At 72.1% G+C, this 5,606-nt stretch carries 7 protein-coding genes; all 7 read right to left on the bottom strand.

All coding sequences use genetic code 11. The features are described from left to right. Positions 1-21 precede the first annotated feature (21 nt). Entirely contained in the window at positions 22-216 is a 195-nt protein-coding gene (locus tag ACFVGY_RS36095; RefSeq protein ID WP_385686292.1) for an NAD(P)-binding domain-containing protein, read from the bottom strand. 83 nt (positions 217-299) lie between these two features. After that, positions 300-1,784, bottom strand: a complete 1,485-nt coding sequence (locus ACFVGY_RS36090) for an aldehyde dehydrogenase family protein (protein ID WP_385686289.1) — start codon at positions 1,782-1,784, stop codon at positions 300-302. Positions 1,785-1,819: 35 nt separating this feature from the next. Beyond that, positions 1,820-2,560 (bottom strand): type 1 glutamine amidotransferase domain-containing protein, encoded by a 741-nt coding sequence (locus ACFVGY_RS36085; protein ID WP_385686286.1) that lies wholly within the window; start codon positions 2,558-2,560, stop codon positions 1,820-1,822. Between the two features lie 73 nt (positions 2,561-2,633). After that, the gene (locus ACFVGY_RS36080) at positions 2,634-3,377 is read right to left on the bottom strand and encodes an AAA family ATPase (protein WP_385686284.1); all 744 of its coding nucleotides are present in this window, start codon (positions 3,375-3,377) and stop codon (positions 2,634-2,636) included. Beyond that, positions 3,377-4,684, bottom strand: coding sequence for a PP2C family protein-serine/threonine phosphatase (locus ACFVGY_RS36075; RefSeq protein WP_385686281.1), 1,308 nt, complete (start codon positions 4,682-4,684; stop codon positions 3,377-3,379). Before ACFVGY_RS36075 ends, ACFVGY_RS36080 begins: the two co-directional genes overlap by 1 nt. Then, on the bottom strand, positions 4,666-5,139 hold the full coding sequence (locus ACFVGY_RS36070; RefSeq protein WP_385686278.1) for an ATP-binding protein: 474 nt from the start codon (positions 5,137-5,139) through the stop codon (positions 4,666-4,668). The genes ACFVGY_RS36075 and ACFVGY_RS36070 overlap by 19 nt, the downstream gene beginning before the upstream one ends. Continuing rightward, a complete protein-coding gene (locus ACFVGY_RS36065) occupies positions 5,136-5,447 on the bottom strand; it encodes an STAS domain-containing protein (protein ID WP_385686275.1) in 312 nt (103 codons plus the stop codon). Before ACFVGY_RS36065 ends, ACFVGY_RS36070 begins: the two co-directional genes overlap by 4 nt. Between the last annotated feature and the right edge of the window lie 159 nt (positions 5,448-5,606).

Genomic DNA, 5,606 nt, shown 5'->3' with positions numbered 1-5,606 from the left:
GCGGTGGGTCGCGCCACACCATTAATCTTGGCTGTCGCCTGGGGGGGCGGGCGGGGGGGGGGCCCCCCCCCCCCCCCCCGGGCCCAGTTCGGCCAGTAAGGGGCCGATGGACTGCGGGCCGCGGGCGTTCGCCAGCACGACCTCGTGGCCGGCGGCCACCAGGATGCGTGCCAGGGTGGAGCCGATCCGCCCGGTGCCGATGATGCCTGTGCGCATGTGTGCCGCTCCTCGTCGTGGGCCGTGGGTGCCGTCGTGGCCGTCGGGCCGTCGGGCCGTCCGGCCGTCAGTCCGTCCGGCCGTCAGTCCATGCCGATCCAGACCGACTTGGTCTGGGTGTAGCTCTCGAGGGATTCGGGTCCGCACTCGCGCCCGTAGCCGGAGGCCTTGTAGCCGCCGTAGGGCACCGAGGGGTCGTACTGGTTGTAGCAGTTGACCCAGACCGTGCCGGCCTTGATCTGGGAGGCGACCCGGTGCGCCCGCCGCAGGTCCTTGGTGTGGACGCCGGCGGCGAGGCCGTACGCGCTGTCGTTGGCGATGCGGATGGCGTCTTCCTCGGTGTCGAAGGGGATGATCGACAGGACCGGGCCGAAGATCTCCTCCTGGGCGATCCGCATGCCGTTGTCGACACCGGTGAAGACGGTCGGCAGGAAGTACAGGCCCTGGCTGGAGGCCCCCTCGGGGGTCCAGCCGGTGCCGCCGGTGCGCAGGACGGCACCTTCCTTCTCGCCGATCTCGATGTACGAGCTGACCTTGTCGAACTGGCCGCGGTGCGCCAGCGGCCCGAACAGGGTCTCCGGGTCCCGGGGGTCGCCGGGCTTGAGGGCGGCGGCGCGGCGGACCAGGCGCTCGACCAGTTCGTCGTGGATCGGGCGCTGGAGCAGCAGCCGGGAGCCGGCGGTGCAGATCTCGCCCTTGTTGTAGTAGATGCCGAAGAAGGCGAGTTCCTCGGCGGCGTCGAGGTCGGCGTCGGCGAAGACGACGTTGGCGGACTTGCCGCCGAGCTCCATCGTGACCTTCTTCAGGGTGCCCGCCGACTTGCGGATGATCGACTGGCCCACGGCGGTGGAGCCGGTGAAGGCGATCTTGTCGATGCCGGGGTGGTCGGTGAGGGTCTCGCCGAGCTCCACGCCGGGGCCGGTGATCACGTTGAGCACGCCGTCCGGGATCTCCGCCTCCTGGAAGAGCTCGGCGATCTTCAGGGCGGTGAGCGGGGTGGCCGGGGACGGCTTGTGGACGACCGTGTTCCCCGCGGCCAGGGCCGGTGCGATCTTCGTCATCGACAGCAGCAGCGGGAAGTTGAAGGGGGTGATGGCGCAGACCACGCCGAGCGGCTCGCGCAGGGTGTAGGCGAGCTGTCCGCCGGCCGGGGCCCGGGAGGAGCCGTCGACGCGGGTGACGGCACCGGCGTAGTAGTGCATCAGCTGGGCGGCCATGGGGGCGTCGACCGTGCTGGAGAAGGCGAACGGCTTGCCCATGTCCACCGTCTCCAGCAGGGCGATCTCCTCCAGGTCGCGTTCGATGAGTTCGCCGACCCGGTTCAGCCGCAGGGCGCGCTCCTGGGCGGACAGTCTGCTCCAGGGACCCTCCTCGTACGCCGCGCGGGCGGCGGCCACGGCCGCGTCCGCGTCGTCGGTGGTGGCCTGGGCCACCGGTACGATCTCCTGTCCGTCCACGGGGCTGATGTCGGGCTCGGTCCGGCCGTCCTGCGCCGGTACCCACTTTCCGCCGATGAACAGCTTCCCGGGATTGGCCAAGGGCTGGCCGCTGAGCGCGCGCCTGGTCATGGCTGATGCCTTCCGGTGTCGGGGGTGCGGGGGTGCTAGCCCTTCGCGAGCTGCTGCAGGAACGTCTCGGCGAGGGCCTTCGATGAGTACGGGTTCTGGCCGGTGGTGAGCCTGCGGTCGACGACGACGTGGGAGTCCCAGATCACGTCGGCCTTCTCGTAGCGGGCGCCGAGCCGGGTCAGCTCGGCCTCCAGGATCAGCGGGAGCCGGCCGGCCATGCTGGTGACCAGTTCCTCGCTGTGCGAGAAGGCGGTCATCCGGTAGCCCTCGAAGGGCCAGCGGCCCTCGCCGTCGCGCAGCGCGAGCAGCGCGGTGTGGCCGTGGCAGACGGTGGCGATGGGCTTGTCCCGGGCAATGGCCCAGCGCAGGACCTGGGCGACCGCGTCGGACTTGGGGAGGTCTCCGATGGCGCCGTGGCCTCCGCTGACGTACACGCCGTCGTACGCGGCGACGTCCTGCTCGGTCAGGGACTCCACGGCGAGGGGGCTCTTGAGCTGGGGGGTGTTCTCGATGACTCTGACGTACTCGGCGGCGTTGGCCGCGTCCTCGTCGGGTGAGCCCTGGGGGCGGACCCACTTGAGGAACTGGGGGTCGATGCTGGTCTCGTCGACGGTGGGGGTCCGGCCGCCGATCGTCGCCACGTCCACGGTGTGGCCCGCGGCGGTGAACCGGCTGTAGGGGACCACGAATTCCTCGGCCCAGAATCCCGAGGGGTGTTCTTCTCCGTCCAGCAGATGGAGGGTTGCCTTGGCCGTCATGACGACAAGAATCTTCATGACTTCTTTCTCCTTGTTCAGGAATCGCTGCCGATTCAACACGCCGCTCGCGGAGGGCGTAAGGGGGGGAGCGTCAGGCGCGGGATACTTCGTCACGTGCGTCCAACGCGGAGATGATGGTGCGGAATTCACCGACCAGGGGGTGGTCGGGATGGGCTTCGGCGAATATGCGTTCGCCGTACAGGGCGGCCATTTCCGGGACGTACGGGAGGATTCCGGCCAGGGGGGCGCCGTACACCTCCTCGGCCCGGCGGCGGGCCTCGTCCCGATCGACCCCCACTGGGGCCATGCTCACGACAAGTGCGCGGCGGCAGGCGAGCCTCCCGGCGAGGGCGATCGTTTCCTCCACCCCCATCAGGTCGATCCGGTCCGCCCGCGCCATGATCATCAGCACGTCGGCGCTCGCCATGGCGGCCACCGACTCGTTGTTCAGCCCGGCGTGGGTGTCGAGCAGCAGGACGTCCAGCCCGTAGTGGTCTGCGAGCCGGTCGAAGCCCTCCGGCAGCAGCCCGACGTCGTACCCGCTCACCATGAGCTCGCGCAGGTCCGCCGTCCCGGTCCGGGCCGGTACGACGTACGGCCCGCGCGGGCCCGCCCGCCGGGCGGCGGCCTCGATCTCGCACCGCCCGAGCAGGTAGTCGGCCAGGGAGGGACCCGGGCCGAGCCGGAACAGCAGGTCCAGGGTGGGCGACTGGATGTCGGTGTCGACCACCCCCACCCGGCGCCCCTCGCCCGCCAGCAGCAGGGCGAGGTTGGCCAGGACCGAGGACTTCCCGGTGCCGCCGCGGTGCGAGTGCACCACGATGGTCCGGGACATCAGGCCACCGCCGTACGGCCCGCGGCGGGACGGTCCGTCGCGGCCGGACCGACGTGCGGCCCCCGCGCCGCACGTGGGTCGTGGCCTTCCCGGGCCCTGCGGGGGCGGTGCAGCGCCAGCATGGTGACGTCGTCGTGCTGTTCGGCTGTGCCGGTGTGCTCGCGTACGGCCGCGTCCATCCGGTCGACCACCTCACTGCCGCTCCCCGGGGGGCCGGCGAGCAGCTCCAGCATCCGCGCGTCCCCGAGGAACGTGCCGTCGGGGCAGCGGGCCTCCGGCACTCCGTCGGTGAACACGAACAGGGTGTCCCCGTGGTTCAGCTGGGCGTAGCCGAGCGTGTACACGCAGTCGGGCAGTACCCCGACGGCCGGCCCGGTGACGTCCAGTGCGAGCGGTTCCCCGCCGTCGGCACGCAGCAGCAGCGGCGGGTTGTGGCCGCCGTTGATGTAGACGAGGCTGCCGGTCAGCGGGTCGAGCACACCGAAGAACAGGGTGGCGAAGTAGCCCTGCCTGAGGTGGTTGCGGGTGAGGTAGCCGTTGGTGGCCGTCACCGCGTTGAGCAGGGGGGTGGCGCCGACCACGGGAATACGGCGGCTGCCGCTCGCCCGTCCGGCGGCCACCAGGTGCTGCAGACCGCTGTTCTCGGCGGTGTGCCGCAGCAGGGAGCGGATGAGCGCCATGAACAGCGCCGCCCCGACCCCCTTGTCGCAGACGTCGGCGACGACGACGGCGAGTCTGCGGCCGCGGGATATCTCGAACACGTCGTAGAAGTCCCCCGCGACCTGCCGGGCGGGCCGGAAGCGGACGTCGATCTCCCAGCCCGCGGGGACCGGCAGCGCCTCGGGCAGGAAGCCGGCCTGGATCTCGCGGCCGATCTCCAGCTCCTTCTCGTAGCCCATCAGCTCGGCGCGGGCGTCGGCCTCCCGCACGGTGCGGCCGAGCCCGGCGCGCTCGGAGCAGCTGTGCAGCCGGGCCCCGACCAGGGCCGGCAGGAACGGGGGGACGAGGTAGTCGTGGCCGAGCCGGACGTGCTGCTCCAGGGCGGCGAACCCGGTCACCGTCCAGACGACGACGATCGGCGCCCCGGCCCAGCCGCGCAGCCGGCGTACGGCCAGGCGTACGGACTCGCCCTCGGTCTCCGCCGGGGCGAGCAGCACGTCGGCGACGGGCAGCGCGTCCGGCGGCCCGCCGAGCAGCTCGCGCAGGGTGAGGCCGACCAGCTCCGCGTCCATCAGGTGCAGTGCGTCGAGGAGTTCGCCGGGCGGCGGAGGGTACTCGTCGAGGATGATCACGGTGGTGGAGGGCATCGGTCCGTCCCCTCGGCTGTGACGGTCAGCGTGCTGATGTTGCGGCCGTCCCTGCGTGCGTAGCCGTACTCGTCCACGCTGGTCAGCGCCAGGTGGATGCCGAGTCCGCCGATCCGCCGGCGCTCGGGGGGAGTCCCGGTGGCGGGCGGCACGCGCCCCGCGACGGGGTCGAAGGCGGGCGCGCCGTCCACGAGGACGATCTGCACCCGGCCGGGGCCGGAGCGGCCGCGGACGGTGATCCGCCCGCCGCCGCCCCGGTACCCGTGCATGACGATGTTCGTGGCCAGCTCGTCCACGGCCAGCCGGATCCGGTAGGTGGCCCGCTGGTCGAGGCCCGCCCGGGCGGCCAGCCGCAGGACGAACGCGGCGATCGCGCCCAGCGCCCCCAGCGTGGCGGGCACCTCCAGTTCGGCGGGCGTCCTCGCCAGTTCGACCATCTCGCTCCTGCGGCTCACTGGTCGGAGAGCACGATGCTGCGGTCGAGCCCGGCCGTCCGGATGGTCCGGGAGACGGGCTCGATCGCGCCGACCACCTTGATGGTCACGTGGTCCGCGACCTTCTGCTGGGCGAAGACCAGGGACCGCAGCCCGGCGCTGGCCATGTAGCCGACCCCGGCCATCCTGATCTCGACCGTGGACGTGCCGTGCCCGGCGGCCTTCTCGATGGTCTGGTGGAACTCCGGCGCGGTCTTGGCGTCCAGCTCGCCCGCCAGCTCGATCACGGTGGTGTCGCCCTCGACGCTCAGGGACACGGAAAGCGGCATGTCAGGTCTCCTTCGGGCGTACGGGTCGGGATGGTGCTGCCGGATCCCGCCGCGGGGGGGTGCCCCCCGGCGGGGGCGCGGGGCGAGGTCCCCGGGCCGGTGGGGGGGGGGGGCGCCCCCACAAACACCCCCCCCCACGCCGCTCAGGGTAACAAGAGC

This window comes from Streptomyces sp. NPDC127106 (genome assembly GCF_042677605.1).
Taxonomy (GTDB): Bacteria; Actinomycetota; Actinomycetes; order Streptomycetales; family Streptomycetaceae; genus Streptomyces.
This window is presented reverse-complemented; position numbering and strand designations above follow the sequence as displayed.